We start from the raw sequence: 25694 nt of genomic DNA, 5'->3' as shown, positions 1-25694 counted from the left end.
TGTACAAAATTACTTAAAAAAATTTTAACTATGTCGAAGTATGCGACATTAGGATTTATGCTACAGTGTATATTATATACTGTACTTTTAGCTGAAAATGGAAAAGCTCAGGGACTCAGCTTAGAAGAGATATATGTTTCGTTTGCTCTGAATAACACTTCTATTGAGGAGACTTTTTCAAAAATTGAAAACTCTACAGAATTTAGTTTTGCCTACAAGAAAAAAATTATAAAGCAGGCTAAAAAGCAGTTTCTGAAATCTGATTTTTCGCATCATTCTATGGCTGATGTGCTTCGGTTCATCTCAGAAAATACAGGTCTGAGTTTTAGGCGTGTAGGAGAAACAATTCATGTTGTAAAAGAAGGAACGGAAGAAGATGAGGCTGTTGTTGAATTTGCTGATGTTGAAATCTCCGGTACTATTACAGATGAGAATGGAGAAGGGTTGCCAGGTGCTACTGTATTGATTAAGGGAACATCAGATGGTACCACATCGGATTTATCTGGAAGCTACAAACTACTGGTATCTGAAAATGCGGTTTTAGAGATTTCCTATGTTGGTTATGTCTCTCAAGAAGTATCGGTAGGAACAAGAAGTGTAATAGATATTCAGTTGGTGCCGGATGCTGAACAGTTAGATGAAATTGTGGTGATAGGATATGGTACCCAGAAAAAAAGTGACCTTACAGGTTCTGTATTGCAGGCAGACATTGAGTCTTTTAGAGAACAACCAAATGTTTCACTTTTTCAATCTCTTCAGGGAAGTTTGCCTGGTTTGAATGTAGGACAGGTGGATGCTGCAGGTGAAGACCCTGAAATTTCTATTAGAGGTAGAACATCTATTTCCGGGGAGCAATCGCCTTTGGTGGTGTTAGATGGTACCATTTACAGAGGAAACATTGTCGATATTAATCCAAATGACATCCAGTCTGTAGATATTCTTAAAGACGCCAGTGCTGCTTCTGTGTATGGTTCTCAGGCTGCCAATGGTGTGATTATTATTACTTCAAAAACGGGCAATAAGACCGAAAAAACAACCATTAACTATTCCTCGACTTTTACCACACAATCAGCTGCAAAGGAATATAAAGCTGGCAGTGGGCAAGATTATATTAACCAGTTTATCAATGGTGATATTTTAAATAGTAGAATCGGACCCGACTATCTGGAGCTCAATCCATCTTATGACCCCAGAACATTATTTAAAACTCAGGATATGGTAGAAGCTTATGATGCAGGTATTGAAACCAATTGGTACGATTTGTTAACCAATGATAAGCCTTATCTTATTAGTCAAAATTTGAGTCTGGCTCATAGCAATGCAAATGTTTCTACCTTCATGTCGGTTGGCTATACCGATCAGGCAGGATATCATGTAGGAGAAGATTACAAAAGATGGAATGCCCGCTTGAATCTTGATAATTATGTTACCAATTGGCTAACTATAGGAATACAGTCTTTTATTACTTCAAGTGATTTTTCCGGGCTTGATATTTCCAGAAATTTACGTTACCTCTCACCATATTCTCTAGCTAGAGATGAAGATGGAGAGTTGACAGTTCAACCAGGAGGAAATGCCACCAATCCATTACGAGATTTAGAAGAAGCTGATCATTCTGATATGAGGCTCAATTTGTTTGGAAATATTTATGCTAAAATTGACATTCCTTTCATTCAGGGTCTATCTTATAAAATCAATTACACTACGAACTATAGAAATGAAAATGAATTTCTTTTCAGGCCTTATGGAGCAAATTTTCAGGGAGAAGGATCAAAGGAGAATGACACACGAAGGAGTTATTCTTCTGACAATATCCTGACTTATCAAAAAACTTTTGCCCAGAATCATAACCTTACTGCTACTTTGCTTTATGGTTTTGAGAAAAGGGTTGGAAACGGCACATTGGCAAAAGCATCAGTGTTTTTAGATGATGTATTGGGCTACAATAGTTTGCAATCAGGACAGGCAGATTTGCAATCAGTAAGCACTACAGCTTATAAGGAAGCAAGTCTGTATAGCATGGCGCGACTAATATATGGTTTTCAGGGAAAATATTTGTTTACAGGTACTATTAGAAGGGATGGATTTTCCGGATTTGGTAAAGACAACAAGTTTGGAGTTTTTCCTTCAGCCTCTGTAGCATGGGTCATTTCTCAAGAAGATTTTTTCAGTCAGGTGTCTTGGTTGCCATCATTGAAAATAAGGGCTTCTTATGGTACCAGTGGTAACAGAACCATAGGCAGGTATCAGACACTAGCTGAAGTAGATGGAGCATTTGTATATGTGGACTCAAATGGTAGTCCTTTGTATGGACAGGAAATTATAAGCCTTGCAAGTCCGAATCTAAAATGGGAAACTACAACTGGAATCAATATAGGAATTGACTTTGCCTTGTTCAAGGGTAGAATCATGGGGAATATTGATTACTATAAAAATGATACGAAGGATGTTCTTTATGAGGTCAATCTTCCACAATTGGCAGGGTTTTCTAAAATTCCCATCAATCTAGGAAAGCTGAAAAACCAGGGAATCGATTTGTCAATCTCAAGTGTGAATTATGAGAAAAACGACCTTACATGGACCAGTACTTTCAATTTTTCCCGAAATCGGGATGAACTGGTTGAATTGCTGGGTTTTGATAATGACGGTGATGGAGTAGAAGATGATATCGTCTCTTCAGGCTTGTTTATTGGTGAGCCTATTGATGCTATTTATGACTATAAAATTACTGGTGAGTTATTTCAAATTGGAGATGATATTCCCAGCGGTTTTGATGTAGGTGCATACAAATTACAGGATTTGGATGGAGTAGATGGGTTTACTCCGGATGATAGAACCATAATTGGTTATACATCACCGAGTTACAGGTTTAGTGTGCAAAATAAATTACAATATAAAAACTGGTCATTAAGCTTGTTCATCAACTCCGTTCAGGGAGGAAAAAACAGGTATTTAGGGGAAGATGTTTTGACAAGTTGGAACGACATCAGTTCAGAAAATGTATTTGATAGAAATGTGCCGGCAGGTATCGACTACTGGACACCGGAAAATCCTAATGCCAGGTATCAAAAACTGAGAATTAATGTTTCGGATGGGCTTATAGGAACACGCTATGCCTCCAGAAGCTTTGTGAGACTACAAGATGTTTCATTGTCTTATAATTTTGATTCTGAACTGTTAAGTAAATTCAATATCACAAGGTTGAAAGTCTTCGTGAGCGGAAAAAACCTTGCTACTTGGACGGGCTACAACGGATGGGATCCGGAAACTAATACAGCTTTGGTTAGAGATGGCAGACCCGTTATGAAGAGCTATTCTTTGGGACTGAATATTGAATTTTAATATGATCGCTACACAAAACAGTAAAGAAATGAAAAACATAATTATATATACTAACAGAACTTATTGTGAGTTGAGTGACAATTTCAAGCACTTTACTCTGTCGTACTTAATAGTTGCAATTTCAATCATGGGTTGCAATGAAACAGAGTTTTTAGAAGAGATACCTCTGGATTTTTATTCTCCAGAAAACTCGTATGTTACCTTGGAACAATTCGATGCTGCTATTATAGGATTGCATAAAGATTACCGTGATAATTTTTGGGGATCAGCTAATGCCAATCAAAGCCCGCAAATGATGTTTTCTGGCACAGACATGATAATGAATGACAAAGATATGGGTGAAAACCCACCGGATTATGTTTCTGTATTATTGCCTACATCAAATAGAGTGAAATATGTTTGGGTAGAAGCGTATGGAATTATTTACAATGCCAATGTAATTATAGCCAGAGCAGATGCTGAAATGAGTCAGTTATCAGAAACTCAGAGTAACAAGGTTAAAGCAGAGGCAATGTTTTTTAGAGCACTTGGTTATAATATGTTAGCCAATCTTTACGGTGGAGTTCCTATTGTAGTCGAAGAAACATCATCTCCTAAGAGAGATTATGCTCGTGCATCCAGAAATGAAGTTTATGAACAATGTGCTTTGGATTTGGAGTTTGCTGCTACCCATCTGCCGGATATTTCCGATGTGGAAGATCATAGGATTAGTAAAGAAACAGCAAACCACTTACTTTCTCAGGTGTATATTTCATTGGAAAGATGGACTGATGCAATAGATGCAGCGACCAAAGTAATTAATCATTCAGCAACTGATTTAATGACTTCTCGCTTCGGTACCAGAATTAATGATTCTAATTTTGGGGGAGATGTTTATTGGGATCTTTTTCGTCAAGGTAACCAAAACAGATCTACAGGCAATACGGAAGCATTGTGGGTGTTGCAGTTTGAACATCAGGTAGCTGGTGGAGGAAATTTGCTTCTGGAGCGTATGAGTATTCCCAGACTTTGGAGAACAGACATAGAAGATACAGATGGAGAATCCAGAAGCTTAATAGCTGGTGGAGAGCCCAATACAAATTATTACGGGCGAGGATCTGGTTTTCTTAGACCGACATCTTATTTCTACAATGAGTTATGGGATAATGATGGAGGGACAGATATTAGAAACTCTGAATATAATATAGTGCGTGATTTCAAAGTTAATAATCCAGACAGTCCATCTCATGGTTTGTACGCTGTTGCAAATAATTTAATTCCATTGAATACTTATACAGACTCGGCTAGAAACTTTTTCCCTGTTCTGGCAAAACTGTCTACACCTGGTTTGCACCCTTCTGACTTGTGGACTACAGACCAAAAAGTAGCTGGGGCTCTTACCAGTGATGCCAGAAGAACCTATAGAGATCATTATTCAATGAGATTGGCAGAAACATATTTACTTCGAGCTGAGGCGCATTTAGGAAACAATAATCCCGGTTTAGCTGCTGATGATATCAATGTGGTGAGAAGAAGATCTAATGCACCTGAGGTGACTGATGGTGAAGTGAATATTGACTATATACTTGACGAACGTTTAAGGGAATTAAATTTTGAAGAGTTTAGACTATTGACATTGACCAGATTGGGTAAACTGGTACAAAGGACAAAGGACTACAATCCAATATTTGTTGGGAACTCAATGCAATCCCATCACAACTTATACCCCATACCATATAGTGAGATAGAAGCAAACACTGAGGCCGTGTTGACTCAAAATCCAGGGTACTTTGAGTAATGGTTATGAAAAATGAGATAAACAGACATTAATAATTAATGTCTGTTTATTTTTTGCTAAAAAATATATAAATCACATCTTTTCAAGGTTATCTACACGTGTAAATAAAATATCATTCAGTAAAAATTATGAAAAATATATCAATTGTAGTAACAGTGCTACTCTTCTTAATATCCTGTTCTCAACAAAAGCAGCAGGAACAGCTATCACAACAAGGGCCTTACTTCGGAAATGGTGTGCACAATGGATGGGTAGATCAGAATTCCATTACCATCTGGACACGGCTCACTCAAAGTCCTGAGATGAACTGGGAGGGACAGGTATTTATACCATTGACCAAAGAAGAACAAAAGGAATTTGGTGAAATGAAAGACAAAGATTTTCTGAATAAAAAACAAATTCTTGAAGGGTTGTCATTGAAGGATATGGAAGGTGCGTGTTTAGGGTCGGAAGGTGAAGTACAGTTAACCTACTACGAAGAAAACAAACCGGAAACCAAAGTCCGGTTGGATTGGACAAAAGTGGAAGCAGATAAAAATTTTACTAAACAATGGAAACTGAAAGAACTTTCTCCTGATGCCCGGTATGTCATTGAAATGTTTTCCAGAATGGGAGAGGGACAAAATATTGCGGATACTATTATAGGAGGATTTACAACTCCACCTTTGGTAGATAAAGCAAAAGATATCGCTTTCAGTATAGTGAGTTGCCATGATTATATTAGAAAAGACAGTACCACTGGGCATAAAATTTATCCTGCTATGGACAGAGACAACCTTGATTTCTTTGTTCATACTGGAGATATAGAGTATTATGACAAACCAAATCCTTATGCGATGACAGAGGAGTTGATGCGTTTCAAATGGGATCGTCTGTTTGCATTGCCTTTGCAACGTAGTTTTTACAATAGAACGAGCAGCTATTTTATGAAGGATGATCATGATGCATTAAAAAATGATGCATATCCTGATGAATTTTACGGGCCTGTTTCGTTTGAAAGAGGTTTGGAGATATTTGATAAGGAACAATTTCCCAGCAATTCACCAACATATAAAACTGTACGATGGGGCAAAGACCTTCAGATCTGGATTTTGGAGGGTAGAAATTACAGGAGTAAAAATACTGATGAAGATGGCTCGAATAAGACTATACTTGGCAAGGAACAGAAGGAATGGTTGTTCAGCACCATTGATGAATCAGATGCTACTTATAAAGTGGTTATCACTTCATCACCAATCTTAGGGCCTGATCGTCCACAAGGCAAAAACGACAATTACTCCAATGAGGCATTTGCTTATGAAGGAAATGAAATCAGAGAATTTATCAATAAACATGACAATGTGATTGTATGCACTGGCGACCGTCATTGGCAATATGTCAGCCATTTTAAAGATACCAATCTTTGGGAGTTTGGCTGTGGTGCAGGGTCAGATTCTCATGCCGGAGGGTGGTCGCAGGACAATGTCAAACCAGAACATCGTTTTCTTCGTGTGAAGGGCGGCTATTTATTTGGTAAAGTCTATAGTGACGGTGATGAAGTCAAATTGATATTTGAACACCGGGATGTAGATGGTAATGTCATGCACAAAGAAGAGTTTGTGAGGTAGGTTAAGAAGGGTGAAATAAAAAAACTCTTGTTACAAATGAAGTAACAAGAGTTTTTTTTATGGTTTATAGAATTACTTGATTTCAAGTAGTTCCACTTCAAAAATTAAAGTAGTATGAGGACCTATTTTTGGGCCGGCACCACGGTCTCCATAAGCAAGGTCAGAAGGTACAAAAAGTTTCCATTTTGAACCTAAAGGCATCAATTGCAAAGCTTCTGTCCACCCTGCGATTACGCCATTTACAGGAAACGAAGCGGGAGTGCCTCTTTCCACAGAACTATCGAAAACAGAGCCGTCAATTGTAGTACCATGATAATGTGTAGTCACCGTGCTGTCTATGCTTGGCTTTGCTCCAGTGCCTTCTTTCAACACCTGATACTGCAAACCGCTTTCCAATGTAACAACACCTTCATTTGCCTTGTTTGACTCCAAAAATTCTTGTCCTTCTTTTATTGCACTTTCATGTTGCTTGGATTGCAACTTACTGAAGTGTGCGTTGAGAATATTTCCAGCTTCCTGTGGGTCTATTTGTAAATCTGATCCTTTTAATACATCATCAATAGCCTGTCCAAATAATTTTGTATCCACTTCATCCAGCCCCTGAGATTGTAAGCTCATGGCAACATTCACACCCAGACTGTAACTTAATTTTTCTAATTCGTTATTCATAATTTTTTGTTATTTCAGCACGAAGTTAGGAAAATGGTTTTTTTACCCATGTAAATGACACAATTTTTATTGTAGGAGCGGTATTCTATCATGTATATTTACACCTATACAACTGTTTAAATAGCTATAGTAAATTATGAATAATAAGAATTTAATTTTATCATTATCAATCTGTTGTGTGTTGATGTCTTGTAAGGAAACCAAGAAACAATCTGCTACAGTTGATGCGAAACCCAATGTAATATTAATTCTAGCTGATGACATGGGGTGGTCTGATCTGGGTTGCTTTGGTAGTGAGGTAAAAACACCCAATTTGGATAAAATGGCTTCTAATGGCATGAGGTTTACTCAGGTATATAATACATCCAAATGCTTTCCTTCCAGAGCATGTTTGCTGACAGGTCTCTATTCCCAACAAACGGGTTATAATAAGGGATACAAGCAACCCATGAATAATGCAATAACACTGGGAGAGCTTTTCAAAAGTGCCGGATATACAACTATGTGGTCAGGCAAGCACCACAGTACTGAAAATCCCGTTACCCGTGGTTTTGATCATTACAGTGGACTTTTTGAAGGAGCATGCAATTATTTCAACCCGGGAATGAGAAGAGAAGGAGAAGGCCAGCCCGCCCAAAAGCGTAATGATCGCCCGTGGTGCATTGAAGGTGAGGTGATCCAACCATTTACTCCTGAGTCTAAAGATTTTTATACCACAGATACTTTTACCGACTATGCACTTGGATGGTTGGATCAGCACAAAGACGAACAGAAACCATTTTTTCTTTATATGGCATACAATGCGCCTCATGACCCACTAATGGCCTGGCCGGAAGATATTGCCAAATACATAGGAAAATACAAGGAGGGGTATGAGAAAATAAGACAGGCAAGGTTTGCCAAACAAAAGGCGATGGGATTGTTGCCTGAAAACTATCCTTTGTCAGAATCCATGCACCAAAAATGGGAAGAGTTGACAGAAGATGAAAAGGCAAGGGAAGATACTGTTATGGCTGTTTATGGAGCAATGATTGACAGGCTAGATCAGAATATTGGCAGGCTACAAGCAAAGTTGAAGGAAATGAAAGTGGATGAAAATACCCTTATTGTTTTTGTGTCAGACAATGGAGCCTCATCTGAAAATGTAAAGTTAGAGGGAACAGGTCCTATTGGGTCAATGACCAGGTGGACGTCTCTTCGGGGCGATTGGGCCAATGTTTCCAATACGCCATTGAGGTATTATAAAAACTACAGTCATGAAGGGGGCATCAAAACTCCTATGATTGCTTACTGGCCAAAAGGATTGAAAAACAAGAATACGATTTCTGATACTCCACTGCATTTTATTGATTTCATGTCCACATTTGCAGATTTGACTGGTGCAGCATATCCGAAACAACTCAACGGACAAGAAATTAAACCCATGCAGGGAATCAGCTTTCTTCCACTCCTAAAAGGAGAAGAAGTTGCAAGAGAGAAACCTTTGTTTTGGGAATGGTCCAAAGGACGTGCTGTTCGCGATGGTGATTGGAAATTGGTATCGTTTAAAGGTACTTGGGAGTTGTACAACCTAAAAACTGATCCAGTGGAATCAAGTGACCTTTCTACCTCTCATCCTGAAAAATTGAAGGAACTCAAAGCCAAATTCGAAAACTGGGCATTAGAAGTGGAGAATGTAGAAATCTAGGTTGACTAACTAGTAGACTTAGGTCATTAGGGTGGGATATAATTACAGATTTTAGTGAAGGTTTATCTCCTTCTGATCAGTTTCATGATTATTGGCTGTTACAATTCTGACATTGATTTGTTTTGATAATAAACATCCTCAAAACATTGTTCAGACCTCAAAAAATGAATACCTTAAATGCAATTTTCAAGGGTATAACTCGAACAGAATCCAAGCATTAAATATTTTTTGATACAATCAAACAATGACATACATAGATTATTATAAGGTACTTGGTATTGATAAGAAAGCGTCGGAAAATGATATAAAGAAAGCATATAGAAAGCTTGCGAGAAAGTATCATCCGGACTTAAATCCAGACGATAAAGAAGCGGAAAAGAACTTTAAGGAAATCAATGAGGCAAATGAAGTACTGAGTAATCCTGAGAAACGGGCGAAATATGACCAATATGGCAAAGACTGGAAACATGCGGAGGAATTTGAAAAGGCAAAACAGCAGCAAAGGAGTTCAGGTCATGCCAGTTCGCAATCATTTACAGATGAAGACTTTTCCGATTTCTTTAGTTCAATGTTTGGAGGAGCTTCATCCGATGCTCAAAGAGGAGGCAGAAGTGTTAAATTCAGGGGGCAGGATTTCAGTGCTGAACTGCAACTAAACTTGAAGGACGTATATACCACGCACAAGCAGACCTTAACGGTCAATGGCAAATCTATAAGGCTGACAATTCCGGCGGGTGTGAAAAACGGACAGGTAATAAGGATCAAAGGGTATGGGGGTGAAGGCATCAATGGTGGGCCTAATGGAGATTTGAATATTAAGTTCTCTATTCTAAATGATACCAAGTTTAAACGTGATGAAAACAACTTATATACATCTGTAGATCTGGACTTGTACAAGGCAATGTTGGGAGGAGAGGTAATTATTGACACCTTTGATGGCAAGGCGAAGCTTAAGGTACAGCCGGAAACCAGAAACGGCTCACAAGTCAAACTTAAAGGCAAAGGTTTTCCGGTGTACAAAAAGGAAGGCCAGTTTGGTGATTTATATGTCACCTATCAACTCACTACCCCAACAAAACTGACGGATAAAGAGAAAAAACTGTTTGAAGAACTTGCAAAACTAAGAGCATCATGAATGTAAAAGAATACATACCCATAATTCAACTGTGTGATCATTATAGTTTGGAAGTGTCCTTTTTTGGTGAGCTCCATGAAGTTGGCCTTATCGAACTCACCTCCATCGGAGAATCGCAATACCTGCATCAGGACAACCTTGTCGAAATCGAGAAAATCATTAGAATTCACAGTGAACTAAAAATCAATATAGAAGGCATTGATGCCATACTGAATCTATTACAAAAAGTTGATGACCTCACCACTGAACTGGATAGAGTCAAAAACAGATTGAGCCTCTATGAGTAGGAAAAGGACAGGGTGGATTGGTGCATTGTTGATTCCCTACACTTAGGTTTTCTCTAGTATGATAATTTTAGCCTTTGTTGGACTTGTGCCCAACAAACCCTAGAGTTAGCTTTTTCTACCTCGAAAAAAACAGAAGCATGAGTGTTTGGATGTTTGCAGGTCACAAGACCTGCAAATGCAGACAACTAATCTTAGGATCTCCCTAAGACTAAAAAAAGCTCCAATATTGTGTGCTTTTGAGGAGTATTTCTAGTTAACAATCCTGATTTTTTCAATAACATGCCTGCTGCTTTGATGGATCACAAACCAGCTATCACCGACCGCTACAAAAAGAAAATTGTACTTTCTTTACATAAAACATAAAAACAACCTCTACATCCTCCATTGATGTCGTCTGAACTCTCCCGGATTTTTGCCTGTAATTTTTTTAAACAAACGGGTAAAATAAGACAGGTTGGAAATCCCTGTTTTATTGGCAATATCAGGAATAGTCTCTGTAGTAGATGTCAATAAGAGTTGGGCTCGTTCTATGCGTTTGATTTGGATGTAACTAATTGGCCTGATTCCAAACAGTTTTTTAAAAGCCCTGGAATAGTAGTCAACATTTAGGTGAGATTTAGATGCCAACAAATCTACAGTTAATGTTTGCTGTAAATTTTCATGTATAAATTGTACACTCTCAGTGATCTTTTTTGTAGTGAGAGAGTCGTTGTTGGGGATGATGTTTTTGTCCGTGATGAACCTGGAAAAGAGCGACAACAATATTCCCTGCGTTTCTAAAAAATCTGCAGAGTTCATTTCCTCATTCCTTTCCTCAAAGGAGATTATGGTGGGGTGGTTGTCATACACTTTGGGATCAGGATTGAACAGGCCTCTGTTTGGGTTTATTTCCAAAAGCCTCTTGAAGTTGACAATATCCAATTCGGTGGCTTTAACTTCATAATTAAATGCTTTCAGGTTGTAAATAGAAAGTCCATCTCCGATTTTCTCCAAAAATGTGATATGGTATTGATTCAAATAATGATCACATTTGTACCTGCCGTAAGTATAGCTGGGCACCAGATATAAATATCCGGGCCTCAATTCAAACTCTTGTCCGCTGTGGTAGATTTTGGCATTACCTGCATCTATATAGTATAAGCGGGAAAATGGGCTTACCACATTGTCATAGTTCCACCTGTGATCCAGCTGAACATAATCTGTATTTAGCAAAGTAAGGGATAATGATTTTAAGGATTTGTGCATTTTATTGAGTGTATTTATTCTTTTAATAGTTGCTATTTGCAGATAAAGGTCGGATATGTACAAATATATGTCAGAATAGGATATTCCTGATTTTTTATAATAACAATACTTTTGAAGGCTTTAATGGGAAGCACATCGTATGTATAAAGCACACGCATTTAAAAACAAAGCTGCCTTACTGCACTCGTTGCGGTATCTTTTAGAGTCACAACACACCCTAAGAGACGCCAGAATAGATCAGGGAATGGTAAGAATTTTTAAATGCATTTGTTCTAATGATATTGATAATGGAAGGCTAAACAGCCTGTTTATATATTATCCACCAGTTTGAGCAAAATGTCCATTATGTATGATCGCATTACCGTTAATTTTACTTTGCAACTATACAACTAATAGGTTTGCCTATGAATTTTAATGCACTGATAGCCGTATTTCTGATCGGTACAATTACCTCCTGTAGTGTGGAGCTTCCAGAAGATGTGGCTTTGGAATACGACAAACTTCCACAAGAATTGGACTTTAATGTTCATGTAAAACCGATATTGTCTGATAAGTGCTTTTTATGTCACGGTCCGGATAAAGCAAAGCAACAGGCTGAATTACGGCTTGATTTGGCAGAATCTGCCTATAGCGAGTTGATCAATTCTCCGGGAAAAAAGGCAGTTGTACCGGGAAAGCTGGCTAAAAGTGAAATGTTCCATCGAATCATTTCGCATGATCCGGAAGTTTTAATGCCTACACCAAAATCCAATTTGACACTCAGTGCACATGAAAAAGCAGTGCTTATCAAATGGATTGAGGATGGTGCTGAGTACAAACCGCACTGGGCATTTATCAAACCTGAAAAACGTGATGTGCCTGCTGTTAGCAATGCAGATTGGATAAAAAATCCAATTGATAATTTTATTATAAAGAGACTTGAACAGGAAAATCTGCAACCATCATCACAAGCTGAGAAAGAATTACTGTTGCGTAGAGTGACATTTGATCTTACCGGACTGCCACCAACGGTAGAGAATATTAAAGAGTTTTTGAACGATGAGTCTGACAATGCTTATGAAAAGCAAGTAGATAAACTTTTGAAATCGCCTCAATATGGTGAAAAAATGGCAATGGATTGGATGGATTTGTCCCGTTTTGCCGATACACATGGATATACGGTAGATCGATACAGGGACATGAGTCCGTGGCGGGATTGGGTGATTAAGGCTTTTAACGAAAACATGCCTTATGACAAATTTATAGAGTGGCAACTGGCAGGGGATTTACTTCCAAATCCATCTAAAGAGCAAATACTGGCAACTGCTTTCAACCGAATCCATCCTCAAAATATGGAAGGAGGGATTGTTCCCGAAGAGTTCAGGGTCGAATACGTGTTGGACAGGGTAAATACGGCCGGTCAGGCATTTATGGCTTTAACGGTTGCCTGTGCCAAGTGTCATGACCATAAATATGATCCCATTTCTCAGAAGAACTATTATGAGATGTCTGCTTTTTTTAATAATGTGGAAGAATCCGGGCAAATATCATGGGACAATGCAATGCCTGTTCCTACCATGCTTTATACTACTGAAGAGCAGGATGAAGTACTTGAATTTTTGAAATCAACAGCACAAACTAAAGCGGATAAACTGGTATCTATTCGGGTTTCAGAAAAAGAAAACTTCCAGGATTGGATTTCTAATGAAAAGTATAAAGAAAGCGTAAAATCGAAATATCCAAAGGGTTTAATTGCTCATTTTGATTTTGAAAATTCTCAATTAAAAGACAGGCTAAATCCATCACAAAAAGGAGGAATGAAGCGTGTAGGTTCTTCGTCAGAAAACCCTGAATTTGGTGTTGGGAAAACAGGACAGGGGCTGTTGCTTGATGGTGATGCCTGGTTTGACTCTCACGGGGTTGGAGCTTTTCGCAAAAGCGAATCGTTTAGTGTCGGATTGAATGTGAAAATTCCTGAAAACCTGGAAAACGGAGTGATTTTTCATAAAAGCGAAGGAGCTGCTCTGTATTGCTTCAGGGGATTTCACCTGGCTTTGGAAAACAACAAACTTCAGGTGTTAATGGCGCATACTGCTCCGGGAAATGCCATTATAGAATATACAAAACAGGATATTCCAAGAGATCAATGGATCAATCTAATGTTGACTTATAATGGATCATCTAAGGCTTCCGGGCTTAAGGTTTACTTGAATGGAGTGGAACTGGAAACTGATGTTAAAAATGACAATTTGTACAAGGATATTCATTTTGGAAGAAAAGATGAGCCGGGGATACAGATAGGAGCCAGGATGAGGGGAAAAGGAATCGGTGGAGCAACAGTGGATGACCTTATGGTTTTTGATCAGGAATTAACTCCTTTGGAAATAATACAGGTGGTAGATTATGAGAAGTTTCGGGATATAATGTCTAAAAGGCATAGTGAGTTGGCAGAAGTTGAATCAGCCATGCTAGAATCTTACTTTTTGCTAAACCATTCTAAAGTCTATAAAAAATATCTTGATGAGCTTGAAATAGCAAGAATGACTTTTTCTGATAGCGTGGAAAGCATTCAGGAGGTAATGGTAATGGAGGAAATGCCTGAAAGAAGGAAAACATATCTGCTGGAGAGAGGGCTTTATGATGCTCATGGAGAAGAGGTACTTCCAAATACACCGGAAAGTGTATTTCAAATGCCGGAAGACCTGCCCCGAAACAGATTGGGATTTGCTAAATGGTTGGTTCATCCGGATCATCCTTTGACAGCCAGAGTAACTGTAAACCGTTATTGGCAAAACTACTTTGGTAGAGGCATTGTGCGAACCACAGAGGACTTTGGCAATCAGGGAGAGCTTCCAACTCATCCTGAGCTATTGGATTGGTTGGCTGTAGATTTTATGGATTCGGGTTGGGATGTAAAAGCACTGCAAAAACTGATAGTAATGTCTGCTACTTATCGTCAAAGCTCTAAAACGAGTAATGAACTTAGGGAATTGGATGGAGAAAACATCCTTCTTGCAAGAGGTCCTGCAGTGAGATTGACAGCTGAAATGATTAGGGATAATGCACTGATGACCAGTGGCTTGCTCAATACTAAAATAGGAGGGGAAAGTGTGAAGCCTTATCAACCGACAGGACTCTGGAAAGTAAATGGATATAATTACGATCAGGATACTGGAGATAAGCTGTACAGAAGGAGTATGTACACTATCTGGAAAAGGTCTGTGCCTCATCCTACATTGGCTACTTTTGATGCGCCAGGCAGGAGTGAGTGTACTGTAAGGAGACAAAAGACCAATACTCCTTTGCAAGCACTCGTACTGTTGAACGATCCTACTTATGTTGAAGCATCAAAAGTGATGGGAGAGAAGATCGCTAAGTTTGATAGTATTCAGGAAGGGATTACGGAGACGTTTATGAAGCTGACAGGAAGAAAACCCAGTGATAAAGAATTGAAAATTTTACTTGAATTACAAGAAAAACAGTACGCAGAATTCAAACATCATAAAGGGAAAGCAACTGGTTGGCTCACTAGTGGTGAGTATGAACCCGATGGTAAATTAGATGCCGACCTTATTGCAGCTAATGCGGTAGTAGCCAGTGCTATTATGAATTCTGATGCGACTATAACAAAAAGATAAACTATGTGCCATCATCACGATATTTTAAGGTCGAACAGCAAAGACCTGCAAAAGATAGAAAAGCAAATTGACCGAAGAGAGTTTCTGACCAAAACTTCTTTAGGATTAGGAGCTATGGCCTTGGGTTCTTTGCTTGGTACCGAAAAACTGTTTGCTTCATCCGGGAATCCCGTTTCAGGAATGAACGGGATTCCCGGATTGCCTCACTTTGCTCAAAGGGCAAAAAGAATTGTCTATTTGTTTCAAAGTGGTGGCCCTTCACAGTTAGAGACATTTGATTACAAGCCAAAACTATATGATCTGCATGGACAGGATTTGCCTGCATCAGTAAGGCAAGGTCAGAGGCTTACAGGTATGAGTGCTGATCAAACAGCCTTTCCCATGACATCATCTATTTACAAGTTCAGGCAATACGGAGAAAGCCGTGCCTGGGTGAGTGAATTGATGCCACACACCGCTGAGATAGTTGATGATCTGTGTTTTATCAAATCGATGCACACAGAGCAAATCAATCATGATCCTGCCATTACTTTTTTTCAGACAGGCCATCAATTACCGGGCAGGCCGTCCATCGGTTCCTGGCTGAGTTATGGATTAGGCTCTGATAATCAGAATCTTCCTTCATTTATTGTATTGGTTTCTAAAAATGCAGGGGGACAACCGTTGTATTCCAGATTGTGGGGAAATGGCTTTTTACCTACAGAGCATCAAGGCGTGCAATTCAGGTCAGGAAAGGATCCGGTTTTGTATTTGAACAATCCTGAAAATTATGAAGGAGCAGATAGAAGACAGATGTTGGATTATCTGAAAAAGCTGAATGAGGCACAATTTGACAGCTATGGAGATCCTGAAATCAACGCACGAATAGCGCAGTATGAAATGGCCTACAGAATGCAAACTTCTGTGCCTGAAGCAACCGATATGTCTGATGAACCAGACTATGTCTATGACATGTATGGAGAGGACAGTCGAGACCCAGGAACCTATGCGGCCAATTGTTTACTGGCAAGGAAATTATTGGAAAAGGATGTGAAATTTGTGCAATTGTACCATCAGGGGTGGGATCAACATGGAAGCTTGCCATCCGGAATCAAGAGTCAATGTAACAAAACAGACAGAGCATCAGCAGCCCTGGTCAAAGACCTGAAACAAAGAGGCCTGTTGGAAGATACTTTGGTGATTTGGGGAGGAGAATTTGGACGTACGGTGTATTCACAGGGTAAGTTGACTGCAGACAATTATGGTAGGGATCACCATCCCAGATGTTTTACCATGTGGATGGCAGGTGCCGGAGTAAAGCCCGGATTTACCTATGGAGAGACTGATGATTTTAGCTATAATATTGTAAAAGACCCTGTACATGTGCATGATTTTCACGCTACATTACTGCACCTGACCGGAGTAGATCATGAAAAACTAATTTTCAAACACCAGGGAAGAAGGTACAGGTTGACTGATGTGCATGGCCATGTTGTAAAAGATATTCTTGCTTAATTTATTGTACATGAGGACTCGAAGAAAATTCATTAAAAACTCTGCCCTTGTTTCAGGAATGGCATTCGCTACTCCATCATTGGGCTTCAATATCATGAAAGGTATGAAAAAAGATAATGGTATGATAGTAGGTCATGGAGATTATAAATATAAGGTAAATTCAAAATGGGGCGAGCTAGATCCCAAAAAAGTTCCGGTTGACAACTGCCATGAAATGGTGGTAGATTCAAAGGGAAGGATCATCCTTTTAACTGATGAGCCAAAAAACAATTTGATTATTTACGATCAGTCCGGCAACCTGATAGATGCATTTTGTAGTCGTTTTCCCGGTGGACATGGTTTAACAATTAATGAAGAAGGAGGTGAGGAGTTTTTATATGTAACAGATAGTGGTTGGTTTCATGACCATAAACACCCTGATGACTGGAAATATTTTAGTGGTAATGGCTTTGTATCTAAGATTAGTATGAAAGGGGAGTTGATATTTAACCTGGGACATCCTCATACCATTGGCATATACAAACCTGGGGATCAATTCAAACCATCAGAAACGGCGGTGGCACCAAATGGAGATATTTACGTAGCAGACGGATATGGTTCCAATTTTATTATTCAATATGATCAGTATGGAAAGTACATCAGACACTTTGGTGGAAGTGACAACCCTGATCCAAACTATAGGTTGCTTAATGCTCATGGAGTGGCTGTAGATTTGAGAAATCCAAATGAACCTCAATTAATAGTAACCTCCAGACAGGAGTGTTCTTTTAAGTTTTATTCACTTGATGGTGTTTATAAGAAGACCGTAACTATTCCCGGAGCAATGGTAAACAGAGCAGTAGTCCATGGGAAAAATATTTATGCCGGAGTATGTTGGTCTCAGGTAGATGGCAAGGCAAAAGACGGTACAGGATATGTCACTATTTTGGATGAAAATGATAAAGTGATTTCTAACCCCGGAGGACAAAAGCCAAGGTATGTAAACGGAGAATTACAATATCAAATACAAGAAGTGCCTTTCTTAAGGCATGGACACGATGTTTGTGTCGATGGAGATCAAAATGTATATGTTTGTCAGTGGAACGGCGGCAGAACATATCCTATTAAGTTGGAACGAGTTTAGTTCTTAGAATCGTTCTTTGTTATTATTTTAGCCCATTATCGTTTTTCACAATTAACATATAAATCAACTTGCTTTCTTAAAGCAGAATAAACTACTAAAACTAATATTATGAATTTTGAGTTATTTCTGGGACGTTTTCACCCGTTGGTAGTGCACCTGCCTATAGGTTTTTTATTGTTGGCGGCTATAATGGAAGTCTTATCAAGGTTTTTCACTGAAAAATACAAAGGTCTTGATTTAGCCATCTCTATATCAATACTTTGTGGTTGTTTTGGAGCGGTTGCTTCCATTGTGATTGGCTTATTGCTTGCCGGAGGTGGGGGGTATGATGAACAGACCTTATTTTGGCATAAATGGATGGGGATAACTCTGGCCGTTGTAGCGTTTGCAGGTTGGGCTGTTAAAGTAGGTTATATTAAATTATCAACAAAAGTTACAAGTGCAATAATCGGACTGCTCGTAGTGTTGGTTTCCATTACCGGGCATTTGGGAGGTAATTTAACACATGGTAGTGATTATTTATTGGTTTATGCGCCAAAATTTGTGCAACAAATTGCAGGAGTTAATGCAGACGGAGGTATTGATAAAAAAGATATTCCTGCACATCCGGATTCCCTTATTGTATTCAAACATCTGGTTCAACCAGCTTTGATTAATAAATGTAGTGGTTGTCACAATGAGACTAAAACGAAGGGAGGGTTACTAATTACTACAAAAGAAGGGATAGAAAAAGGAGGAGAAAATGGTGAGGTTGTGTTACCTGGAAAAGCTCATGAAAGTGAGCTTTTCGTCCGTGTAACATTGCCTCAGAGTAGTAAGAAATTTATGCCTCCAAAAGGTGAGCCATTGACATATAGTGAATTGAAAATCATGGAATGGTGGATGGCAAGTGGTGCATCGTATGAAGCAAGCCTTTCTGCCAATGAAGTACCTAGAGAAATACAAACATTGCTTTTACGTGACTATGGTGTGGATACGAAAGCCAAACCACACTATGAAATGATTGAGGTGCCTGTTGTGTCAAATGATGAATTGAAGCAAATGTCTGAAGCTGGATTGATGGTAAAGCCCCTGTCGTCCGGACATCATTTTTTACAGGTCAAACCAGCAACGGGTAAAGTATCGCAAGATCAAATCGATGCACTGCTTCTTGCAAAAGAACAAATCACCTGGCTTGATCTTTCATCCAGTGAATTAAGTGATAATATGCTTTCTGCTGTTGGTCAATTGGCTAATCTTACTAAGCTAAAATTGAACAACAATCCAATTACTGATGCCGGGCTGGCTGAGCTTAAGAAACTGAAGTACCTGGAAGTATTGAATTTGTACGATACACAAATTACAGACGAGAGCATCTCTACGCTGAAACAGATGGTTTCCTTAAAACGAGTTTACTTGTGGCAAACAAATATGACCAACAAAGGTGCTGAGCGGTTGAAAAATGAATTGAAAGGAGTTACTGTTTATATGGGTGTTGAAAGTATTGGTTCAAACACCTAGTAAATCCTTTTTAGGAAGAGTTTAAAAAAAGCAGGTTGAAAACTTGTGAATAACACGTGGAGAAATTGTAGATAACTAGAGGTGGTATTTTTTGGTAAAATTAATAATCTATTCTACCTTAGTATCACCAAGGAGAGATAATAAGTCAATCTTTCGGATTGGTCTCAGAGAAGGGAAGATAAAGAAGGACACGTCCTTTTGGTTCGAAGTTCAAAGAGACTTTCAATATTGGAAAATCGGCGTAAGTTGGTAGGAAAATGTTGAGGACTTTTAACGGTAACTTGGCGGTTGGTAGAAACTACGGTTTGTATTGACTGATGAGGGTGCAGATTCTTAGGAATCAGCACCCTTTTTGTTTTCACTCCGTTTGCTCATTTACAAATTCCAATACAGCTTTGTACACTTCTTCCAGTTGTTCATTGGAAATGATATAAGGAGGCATGAAATAGATAACATTTCCAAGAGGTCGCAGGAGAATGCCTTTTTCAATAAAATAAGGGAAGATTTTTTTCCTGATTTCATTATCATAAGAAGTGCTACCGTGACCTTTGATATCAAATGCGAGGATAGTGCCTAAAATGCGAACATTCTCCACTACTTTATATTCCTTAAGTTTTTCGGCGAAGGCATTATGTAGTGAGTTGATTCGGATGCGGGAGTCTTCACAGGATTTATCCATCAATATGTTAAAGCTGGCATTGGCTGCAGCACACGTTATAGGGTTTCCTGTATAAGAATGTCCATGTAGGAGTGCTTTGCTTAGTTCATCACTTTCAAATGCATCCACTATTTTTTGATTGCAGGTAGTTAATCCCATGGCCATCGTACCTCCGGTCAATCCTTTAGACAGGCACATGATATCAGCATCATTTTTTAAGTGATCCATAGCAAAAAGCTTTCCGGTACGGCCAAACCCGGTCATTACCTCATCTGCAATACAAATAATTCCCTTTGACTGAGCTATGTTAATTAGCCTGTCCAGCACTTCCGGGCTATACATTCTCATGCCACCTGATCCTTGCACCAGTGGTTCGAATATGAAAGAGGCGATATCGCCTTGATCGGTCAGTTGCTCGAACTGTTCGATTACTTCTTGTTCCTTATCTTTTTCAGGAAAATCCAGTAATTCTATGTCAAACAAAAAAGGAAAGAAGGGTTTTGTGAACACACTTCTGTCTCCTACAGACATGGAGCCAAATGTATCCCCATGATAAGCTCCTTTGATGGCAATCACCTTGGTTTTATTGAGGACACCCTGATTGTACCAGTATTGGAAAGCCATTTTCAAGGCTACTTCTATGGATGTGCTGCCATCATCAGAAAAGAAAAATTTACTGACCCCTTCCGGCAGAATTTGTTTCAGGTTGTTCACCAGTTTCAAAGCAGGATTATGGGTAAATCCGGCAAAGATTACATGTTCCAATTGTAAGGCTTGTTCATAAATGGCTTTGGCTATGTCTTTGTTTCCATGGCCATGAATGCTCACCCACCATGACGATACAGCATCTATGATTTTCCTTCCGTCTTCTGTGTGTAAATAGACACCTTCTCCCTTTACAATCTTTAAGGGTTCATGCTCTGTGATTAATGGAGTGAAAGGGTGCCAGATGAGTGATTCTTTGCTTGACATGGGATTATAGTTTTATGGTTGTGGCTATTTCTTCGATTGTTTTGGTATCAATGATAGAAAGTTGGCCGATTTTAAAAAGACATTTTAAGCCGGAATGTTTTAAAATGTACTCTTCAGAAGAAGGATTGGGTTCACCATTGAAGACTATACCTTTTATGTTGAAATTGTTTCTTTTGAGGTAATCTATGGAAAGCAGGGTATGGTTGATGCTACCCAGATAGTTTCTGGATACCAATATGACTTCTAAGTCAAACTTCTTAGCCACATCAACAATCAATTCATTGTCATTGACAGGAACCATGATACCACCCGCACCTTCTATTATTAAATTGTTGTCAGTTTTAGGAAGCTTCAAATCGTTCATTGAAATTTTCCTGTTTTCAAGATCGGCAGAAGCATGCGGCGACATAGGATGGTGCAACATTATTCCCTCTGGATGTATGGTCGCATGTTTGTGGATATTTCTGATGAAATCAGAATCTGTTGGTTCACCTGCCTGCACTGGTTTCCAGTAGTCAGCTTTCAGTGTTTCCATGATAATGGCACTTACAATTGTTTTACCACTATCTGTGTCTATTCCGGTTACGAAGTATTTTTTTTTCAAATTATAAGTGTTTTACCAGTGTATCAACCAATTTTTCGATTTGATCTTCTGAGTTATGTGTATGTAGAGAAACCCTTAACCGTTCTGTTCCGGTTTTAACAGTGGGGGAGAGTATCGGCCTCACATCCAGTCCACCTTGTTGCAACTTGTCTGATATTTTTTTGATTCTGTCATTTCCTGGAATGACAATTGGCTGAACGGCTGTGTCACTGAATGGCTTTTTCAATCCATTAACTTCTGTTACTTGTTCAAGAAACAACTGATTGAAGAATGTAATTTTTGATTTTAAAAGATTCTGAAGCTTGATATTTTCTTTGAGGTAATCGAATGCCGCATCAATTGAAAAAATACTGTGGACAGGTAGTGCAGTAGTGTAAATAAAAGGTCTTCCAAAATTGATCAAATAGTCTATTAATTCCCGACTGCCACATACGCAGGCGCCATGTACACCCATACCTTTTCCAAATGTGTAAACTCTTCCCAAAAAGTCCTGTTCTACTCCCATTTCACAGACCAGGCCAGAGCCATCTTTTCCAAATACACCAGTCCCGTGAGCTTCGTCAACAATCAATTCTGCATTGTATTTTTTTGACAGCCTGATAATATCCTGAATAGGGGCTTTATCTCCGTCCATGGAATATACTGACTCAATAACAACAAAGACATTGCCATTAGCTCGGTTGAGTTTTCTTTCAAGATCTTCAATGTCATTGTGTTGAAAGGATATGCTGTCAGCTTTGCTTAACCATGCACCTTCTTTTAGGCAGACATGAGAAAGACTATCATACAAGATGGTGTCTCCTTTTTGTGGAATGGAAGATATTAGGGCGAGGTTTGCACTGTATCCCGAATTAAATAATAAAGCAGCTTCTGCGTTAAATATGCCAGCAAGTTTTATTTCCAGAGCCTGATATTCTTCGGAATTTCCAGCCAATAGTCGTGAACCCGTTGAGCCATTTTTATTAATTATTTTGGAATAATCATAAGATGAAATCCTTTCATAAAGAGCATTGGATCGAGAGAGGCCTAGATAGTCATTGGAAACAAAATCTATCAGATGTTTTTTAATTGATAGCTGACGTAAATTACCAGTTTGTTTTCTCTCATTCAACTTGTTTTTCAACTGATCATTCATGGGGCAAATTTTGAACAATAATGCATGCCAAGCAAGACAATATTGTTCAATTTTGATTTAATGTATAGCAAATGGTAAAATGCAACCTTATATTCTGTGAATAATTTTTTCGATTGACATACCTGATGCATTTTTACAGAATTTCATTACAATTAAGTAATGTTTCAGAGTGCGATTTAACTATTCTTCTTGTTTTGACTAAATATATCATCTTTATAACAATAATTACTTTTGGTTCTCTGACCCTCAAAGGACAGGATAAGTCTTCAGATATATTGAATAGAGAGGTTATACTAACTGTTGATAATGACGCTTTACTTTTCGGTAAAAACGATAAGTATTACAGTAGTGGTATTTTTATAAAATACAGAAGACTAGTTGATGAGGATCGTTCATGGTATAAACTGTTCAATAAGAGGGATAATTTATCCAAAGCGATAGTATCCTATGATTTAGCACACAGGATGTACACACCCTATGACATAGACGAGTCGGATGAGGCTAATATTGACAGGCCTTATGCCGGTTGGCTTAATTTAAATGTCGGTATGAATTACCATTTCAAAAACAATGCTACTTTGATTTTTAACTATGACTTGGGGTGGCTGGGATCTGCTACCAGAACGGATGATATACAAATATGGTGGCATCATTTATTTAATATGAAGCAACCCAATGGATGGAAATACCAAATCAATAATACTTTGGCTACCAATTTTTCAGCTTTGTATCAAAAGAGAATCTTGAAATCCGGAGATGCATTTGACCTAATCGCAGAACAATTTGTGCAAGTAGGAACCATAAGGAATAATGCAAGATCCGGAATGACTATGAGGTTGGGAAAAGTTGGAAGCTTGGACAACTCCATTTATACTTATAGCAAAATGGGCCAAGTAAAACAAAAGGTGCAAGATATTCCTCAAGATGAGCGTTTACAGGAATTTTATTTTTATTTTAATGCTACTTTGGAGTATGTTTTTTACAACGCAACGATTGATGGCAACTTTTTAGGCACTCCAAGTGAATTTACAAAGGAATCCAATCCATGCGTGTTTCATCATACATGGGGCATTGAGCGAAGTGGCAGGTTTTTTGACTATCGTATAGCTCTCATTTTCCGCTCCAGAGAAGTGAAAAATGCTGGTAAGCACAAGTACATTGCAATTACTCTGGTTAAGAGATTTTCATAAACCATTCTTGTATTAAATAGTACTTGTTGCCGAAAGTTAGTTTTATACTTTTATGTATAACAAATTCTCATAATCATTACTCCAGATATGCTCGCTGGCCTTAAGGTAATTCTGATCTCATATTTGAATAAAACATTTCTTTCAGATCGCTAATTTATACTCAGCGTCACCTTAATTTTTATTTTCAATTATAAATCTAAAATTTAATATGAGTTGGTTTTAGTATTCACAAATAATATAGTATTTTGCTAAGAGTAAGAATATTTATATTTTTTTATGAGATAAAGGGTGTTAATTTTCTTAAATAAAACGTTACGCTTCTGGTGAAAATTTCACCAATGTGTTTCAAAAACAACAGCATCTAATGACCCAATCAACCAGCTATGATTTGTCAACAGTTAATTCTTGTTCGTTTAAAAAAATCCTCTTTTATTGGGTAGCCATTCCATTGATTGGAGGTTTGATTATCTCCATCTTTTTGAATCTGGAAGGCCTAAAACAAGGAGATTATAGACAATTCGCTACTACTACTGTTTTATCAACCGTTTTTTGGACGGTTTTGATGAATGGCAACAGATTCATAGAGAAATTATTGGATAAGCGATGGACCTGGATAGGTCAGCCGGGAAAAAGGTTTGTTATTGGAATGTTGGCTCTGGCTGTATTTACAGTGCTGGCATCATGCTTCATTTTGCTGATATATCTGGAAGTGTATCTCAATCTGGATTTTAAAGAAGTAATGTCAAAGAAAGGGTGGGCTTATATGCTTTCTCTTCCTGTGTCAGTTACTTTTTTCATAGCATTTGTAATGCATGGAAGGTCTTTCCTGATATCCTGGAGGCAGACAGCTATAGATCTTGAACGCATGAAAAACAAAAATTTGATTTCTCAATATGAGTCTTTGAAAAATCAGGTTAATCCTCATTTTCTTTTTAATACGCTCAATGCACTCCTTTCCCTTGTTTATTCAGATCAGGACAAGGCAGCAGATTTTATTAGGAAATTTGCCGATGTTTATCACTATGTTTTAGAGCATCAGTTTGATGAAGTAGTTACCTTGTCCACAGAGTTGAAATACGTAAAATCTTTCTTACACCTTAATATTATCAGGTTTGGAGACAACCTTTATGTTGACATTAGAGGAGAAGAAAACATAAACTCAGACTTTTTGATTCCACCTTTGGCACTTCAAATGCTACTTGAAAATGCATTTAAGCACAATGAGGTGTCAAAAAGAAATCAATTAATCATTACTATCTCTATTGATTCTGAGAATATTATTGTGAGCCACAACAAGAATCCGATGGTTTCTGAAGAGAAATCATCTGGTGTAGGGCTGAATAATATCAGTGCGAGGTATGACTTCCTTACAGGTAAAAAGATACGAGTTGTAAATACTGACGAACAATTTGAAGTCAGTTTACCCATAATTAAAATCAAACGGAATACAGGTTGATTTAAACCTTACTTTCATTGTGTCCTGCACATTGGTAATTATTCCAAAAATCTTGCCTGCCTGTCACCCTTTTCCTGATTTAAGATGTCCTTATTATTAATAAGCTCTGGTAAAAGATACAGTGATCAAAATCTATTTTGATGATCTATTATAAAGATAAGAAATAACGTACCGGTTTCTGGCAAACTCTTTTCGC

The 25694-nt window shown here is 38.3% G+C and carries 17 protein-coding genes; 12 read left to right on the top strand and 5 right to left on the bottom strand.

The features are described 5' to 3' along the window. Positions 1-30 precede the first annotated feature (30 nt). The 3 genes from AAOP42_RS17210 (at position 31) to AAOP42_RS17200 (ending at position 6726) form a co-directional block, all read left to right on the top strand. On the top strand, positions 31-3342 hold the full coding sequence (locus AAOP42_RS17210; protein WP_349529798.1) for a SusC/RagA family TonB-linked outer membrane protein: 3312 nt from the start codon (positions 31-33) through the stop codon (positions 3340-3342). A gap of 28 nt (positions 3343-3370) precedes the next feature. Continuing rightward, positions 3371-5119 carry a RagB/SusD family nutrient uptake outer membrane protein gene (locus AAOP42_RS17205; protein ID WP_349529797.1) on the top strand — a complete coding sequence of 583 codons (1749 nt, stop codon included), beginning with the start codon at positions 3371-3373 and terminating at the stop codon, positions 5117-5119. A gap of 128 nt (positions 5120-5247) precedes the next feature. Continuing rightward, positions 5248-6726: an alkaline phosphatase D family protein gene (locus tag AAOP42_RS17200; protein WP_349529796.1), complete on the top strand. Its 1479-nt coding sequence runs from the start codon at positions 5248-5250 to the stop codon at positions 6724-6726. Positions 6727-6798: 72 nt separating this feature from the next. Here AAOP42_RS17200 and bamJ read toward each other — a convergent pair whose 3' ends face one another. Next, a complete protein-coding gene (gene bamJ, locus AAOP42_RS17195; RefSeq protein WP_349529795.1) occupies positions 6799-7395 on the bottom strand; it encodes a BamJ family beta-barrel-assembly machinery protein in 597 nt (198 codons plus the stop codon). A gap of 184 nt (positions 7396-7579) precedes the next feature. On the opposite strand from bamJ, the gene AAOP42_RS17190 reads away from it, so the two are divergent. From AAOP42_RS17190 to AAOP42_RS17180, 3 genes are all read left to right on the top strand, one after another. Then, the gene (locus tag AAOP42_RS17190) at positions 7580-9082 is read left to right on the top strand and encodes an arylsulfatase (RefSeq protein WP_349529794.1); all 1503 of its coding nucleotides are present in this window, start codon (positions 7580-7582) and stop codon (positions 9080-9082) included. A 244-nt stretch (positions 9083-9326) separates the two neighbouring features. Then, positions 9327-10217, top strand: a complete 891-nt coding sequence (locus AAOP42_RS17185) for a DnaJ C-terminal domain-containing protein (protein WP_349529793.1) — start codon at positions 9327-9329, stop codon at positions 10215-10217. Next, a complete protein-coding gene (locus tag AAOP42_RS17180; RefSeq protein ID WP_349529792.1) occupies positions 10214-10504 on the top strand; it encodes a chaperone modulator CbpM in 291 nt (96 codons plus the stop codon). Before AAOP42_RS17185 ends, AAOP42_RS17180 begins: the two co-directional genes overlap by 4 nt. 372 nt (positions 10505-10876) lie before the next feature. On the opposite strand, the gene AAOP42_RS17175 is transcribed toward AAOP42_RS17180, so the two are convergent. Beyond that, positions 10877-11749, bottom strand: a complete 873-nt coding sequence (locus AAOP42_RS17175) for a helix-turn-helix domain-containing protein (RefSeq protein WP_349529791.1) — start codon at positions 11747-11749, stop codon at positions 10877-10879. A 404-nt stretch (positions 11750-12153) separates the two neighbouring features. On the opposite strand from AAOP42_RS17175, the gene AAOP42_RS17170 reads away from it, so the two are divergent. The 4 genes from AAOP42_RS17170 (at position 12154) to AAOP42_RS17155 (ending at position 19483) form a co-directional block, all read left to right on the top strand. Further along, complete coding sequence (locus AAOP42_RS17170) at positions 12154-15366, top strand: DUF1553 domain-containing protein (protein WP_349529790.1); 3213 nt, start codon at positions 12154-12156, stop codon at positions 15364-15366. 3 nt (positions 15367-15369) lie between these two features. Next, on the top strand, positions 15370-16860 hold the full coding sequence (locus AAOP42_RS17165; RefSeq protein ID WP_349529789.1) for a DUF1501 domain-containing protein: 1491 nt from the start codon (positions 15370-15372) through the stop codon (positions 16858-16860). Between the two features lie 10 nt (positions 16861-16870). Beyond that, a complete protein-coding gene (locus tag AAOP42_RS17160) occupies positions 16871-17983 on the top strand; it encodes an NHL repeat-containing protein (protein ID WP_349529788.1) in 1113 nt (370 codons plus the stop codon). A gap of 108 nt (positions 17984-18091) precedes the next feature. Then, a complete protein-coding gene (locus AAOP42_RS17155; protein ID WP_349529786.1) occupies positions 18092-19483 on the top strand; it encodes a c-type cytochrome domain-containing protein in 1392 nt (463 codons plus the stop codon). 358 nt (positions 19484-19841) lie between these two features. On the opposite strand, the gene bioA is transcribed toward AAOP42_RS17155, so the two are convergent. From bioA to AAOP42_RS17140, 3 genes are read right to left on the bottom strand one after another with little or no spacing between them, the layout of a single operon-like run. Then, complete coding sequence (gene bioA / locus AAOP42_RS17150) at positions 19842-21113, bottom strand: adenosylmethionine--8-amino-7-oxononanoate transaminase (RefSeq protein WP_349529785.1); 1272 nt, start codon at positions 21111-21113, stop codon at positions 19842-19844. Positions 21114-21117: 4 nt separating this feature from the next. Continuing rightward, positions 21118-21717 (bottom strand): dethiobiotin synthase, encoded by a 600-nt coding sequence (gene bioD, locus AAOP42_RS17145; RefSeq protein WP_349529784.1) that lies wholly within the window; start codon positions 21715-21717, stop codon positions 21118-21120. Position 21718: 1 nt separating this feature from the next. Further along, positions 21719-22852: an aminotransferase class I/II-fold pyridoxal phosphate-dependent enzyme gene (locus tag AAOP42_RS17140; protein ID WP_349529783.1), complete on the bottom strand. Its 1134-nt coding sequence runs from the start codon at positions 22850-22852 to the stop codon at positions 21719-21721. A gap of 194 nt (positions 22853-23046) precedes the next feature. Between AAOP42_RS17140 and AAOP42_RS17135 the strand changes: the two genes are divergently transcribed. After that, a complete protein-coding gene (locus AAOP42_RS17135) occupies positions 23047-24042 on the top strand; it encodes a lipid A-modifier LpxR family protein (RefSeq protein ID WP_349529782.1) in 996 nt (331 codons plus the stop codon). Positions 24043-24406: 364 nt separating this feature from the next. After that, a complete protein-coding gene (locus AAOP42_RS17130) occupies positions 24407-25498 on the top strand; it encodes a sensor histidine kinase (protein ID WP_349529781.1) in 1092 nt (363 codons plus the stop codon). Positions 25499-25694: the final 196 nt, after the last annotated feature.

The organism is Reichenbachiella sp. MALMAid0571 (genome assembly GCF_040151475.1).
Classification (GTDB): domain Bacteria; phylum Bacteroidota; class Bacteroidia; order Cytophagales; family Cyclobacteriaceae; genus CAXBNB01.
Note: the sequence above shows the minus strand (reverse complement) of the source record. Positions and strands in the feature narration are given on the sequence as shown.